This window comes from Streptomyces sp. NPDC002690 (assembly GCF_053592415.1).
The window spans coordinates 1-2,655 of sequence record NZ_JBSFVR010000611.1; the positions used below are offsets into that span (position 1 = coordinate 1).

Genomic DNA, 2,655 nt, shown 5'->3' on the forward strand with positions numbered 1-2,655 from the left:
CCCCGAGGGGTACGTCCTTCCCAGGAACCCGGTGACCGGTCCGTACGTGATCGACGGCAACGACCAGGACATCACGGTCGATCTCACCAACGAGCCGGCGGACCGCTCTCCGCCCAGGCGCCGTCCGCTCCGGCGTACCCGGTGCCGTACTCCGGCACCTCCCTGCCCGGCGGCGGTTCCCTGCCCACCGGTCAGGGAACCCCGCCGGTGCGGCAGGCCCCCTCCGGACCGGACCGGACCGCGCTCTTCCCCACCCGCAGGTCGCTGCTGGCCACGGTCGCCGCCGGAGCGCTCGGCCTCCTCGTGGGCGGCCTCGCGGTCGGCTCCCTCGGCGACGACGGCGCTCCCGCACCCGGGGCGGACGCCGGGCCCGAGCCCAGTAAGGGCCCCGCGCTCCCCGGGCAGCCGCCCGCCCCCACCTGGGTGTACGCGCATCCGTCGTCCGAGGCGGAACCCCTCACCGCCGCGCTCTGGCAGGACCGGTTGCTGGTGCTGACGAGCAAGGCCCAGGCGACGGCGGTGGACCTGCGCACGGGCAAGAGGCGCTGGCAGCGCGCGGACGCCGCCGAGGGCCAGGCCGCGCTCACCACCGGGGACGGCCTCGTCTTCGTCGCGGGCCCGACCGCCTTCCTGTGGCTGTCGCCGGAGACCGGCGAGGTGAAGCACCGGGTGCGGTACGCGGACGGGTTCGCCGGCCTGCCCGGGCTCCGGGTCGGCACGCTCACCGGCCAGTCCGGCTCCGTCGTCTGGTTCTCCGGCGCGCGGACCGTGACGGTGAAGGCCCCGAAGCCGGCCAAGGGCAAGAAGCCCGGCAAGGACAAGCAGGTCGTCCAGGCGTACTTCTTCGCGTACGACCTGGTGAGCCGTCAGGAGGTCTGGCGGGTCCAGGTACCGGCGGGCCGGGACGCGACGGGCCCGGAGTACCGGCTGACGGCGGCCCGGCTCAACGACATCGTGGTCCGCCAGGACGCTGCCACCCTGACCGCCGCCGATGTCCAGGCGGACAAGGGGAAGGGCACCTTCCGCTGCTTCGACCGGGCGACCGGAAAACTGCTCTGGACCAGGCGGTTCGGCACGGTCACCGCCCGGGGCGCGGCGGGCGGCGACGAGGAGGGGCGGCTCTTCGGGGCGGCCGGCAAGAACCTGGAGGCGTGGGACACGGAGTCCGGGAAGTCGTTGTGGCGGCTCGACGGAACGGCCGCGTCCTCGGAGTTCGGCGCGCCGGTGGAGTCGGGCGATCTGATCGTCACCACCAATCGCAGCCAGGAGGTCGGCATGGTCGAGCGCGAGACCGGCAAGCTCCTCTGGCTGCGCTCCACCGAGGTGCCGGCCGGCGGCGCCGCCCCCGCACTCGTGGTCACCGCGTCCGGCGACACGGTCCTCGCCTCGGACACCACGCAGGTGACGGCGTTCGACGCGCGGGACGGGCGGCGGCTGTGGAAGTTCCAGGACATCGGCGTGGCAGATCCCAAGGGCGCCGCCGTCACCGGCCCGTACCGGACGCTGACCACCGGGCTGACCGCCGTCGTCCTGCGGGGGCGGGCGGTCTACGCGTTCCCCGTCGCCTGACGCACCGCGGCGCCCGGACCCGGACCCGGCTGTACGGGGTGACGCGTGGCGCCACGCCGTGCGGTGCTTGCACCACCGGACACCAAGTGAGCGGATAAATATGATTCGCACACTTTTTAGGGGTCCGGGCCGGTTCGGTGCACGGCCGGGCCCCGCAGCGTCACCGGAGGTGATGACGTGTCAGGCAGGCTTCTGCGAGCGGTCTGCGCGACGGCGGTCCTGGCCGCCGTCGCCGCCCGCGCCCCGTCCGGCGCCGGCCCGGATCCACGACCGGCACCCGATCCCCCCGAGGCGTCGGTGAAGGCGTCCGCGAAGACGCTCCCACGTACGACTCCGGGCACGAGTCCCGGCGCGACTCCCCGTGCGAGTCCCGGCACGACTCCCGATGCAACTCCCCGCACGACTCCCCGCACGACTCCCGGTGCGGCCGAGGACCCGGCCCCCGCCCCGTCCGGCGCCCCGTCGCCCGGCGTGACCGTGGACGCCTTGGAGGCCCTCGCCGGCCGCACCCCGTCCGCCACCCCTGCCGCCCCCGGCACTCCCGAAGCCGCCGCCCCGAACGCCGCGCCTGCCCTGCTCACCGAACTCCAGACCCTCTTCCGCCGGATGGAACAGGCCACGGAGAAGTACAACGCGACCGACGAGAAGCTGGCGGAGCGGACGGCCGCCACCCGCAGGGCCAACGACGCGCTGACGAGGGCCCGGCGCACGCTCGGCACCGGGCGCGCGGACGCCGGACGGCTGGCCAGGGAGCAGTACCGGGGCCGGTCCGACTTCTCCGCGTACCTCCGTCTGCTCCTGGCGGACGAGCCCTCCGGCATGTTCGACGAGAGCCACGTGATCGCCCGGGCGGCGGCAGGGCGCGCGGCCACCGTGGACCGCCTGACGAAGGCGGAGAAGCGGGCCGGGGTCCTCGCGACCGCCGCCCGCGAGGCACTCGCCGAACAGCGGGCGCTCGCGGCGGAGCAGCGACGGCAGCGCGACACCGTACGCGCGGCCGCCATTGCAGGTTCGAGGCGTAGGAGAGGCCGGCCACCGCGGCACAGGCGGCGGCCACCAGCCCTGCCAGGCCGAGGAGTTGGGCGG

The 2,655-nt window shown here is 75.0% G+C and carries 1 protein-coding gene and 1 pseudogene; both read left to right on the forward strand.

Annotated elements, in window-relative coordinates:
* Positions 1 to 207: 207 nt before the first annotated feature.
* The gene (locus tag ACWD3D_RS35845; RefSeq protein WP_451464847.1) at positions 208 to 1,569 is read left to right on the forward strand and encodes an outer membrane protein assembly factor BamB family protein; all 1,362 of its coding nucleotides are present in this window, start codon (positions 208 to 210) and stop codon (positions 1,567 to 1,569) included.
* Between the two features lie 177 nt (positions 1,570 to 1,746).
* Positions 1,747 to 2,655 (forward strand): annotated as a pseudogene (locus ACWD3D_RS35850) (hypothetical protein); the annotation flags it as partial.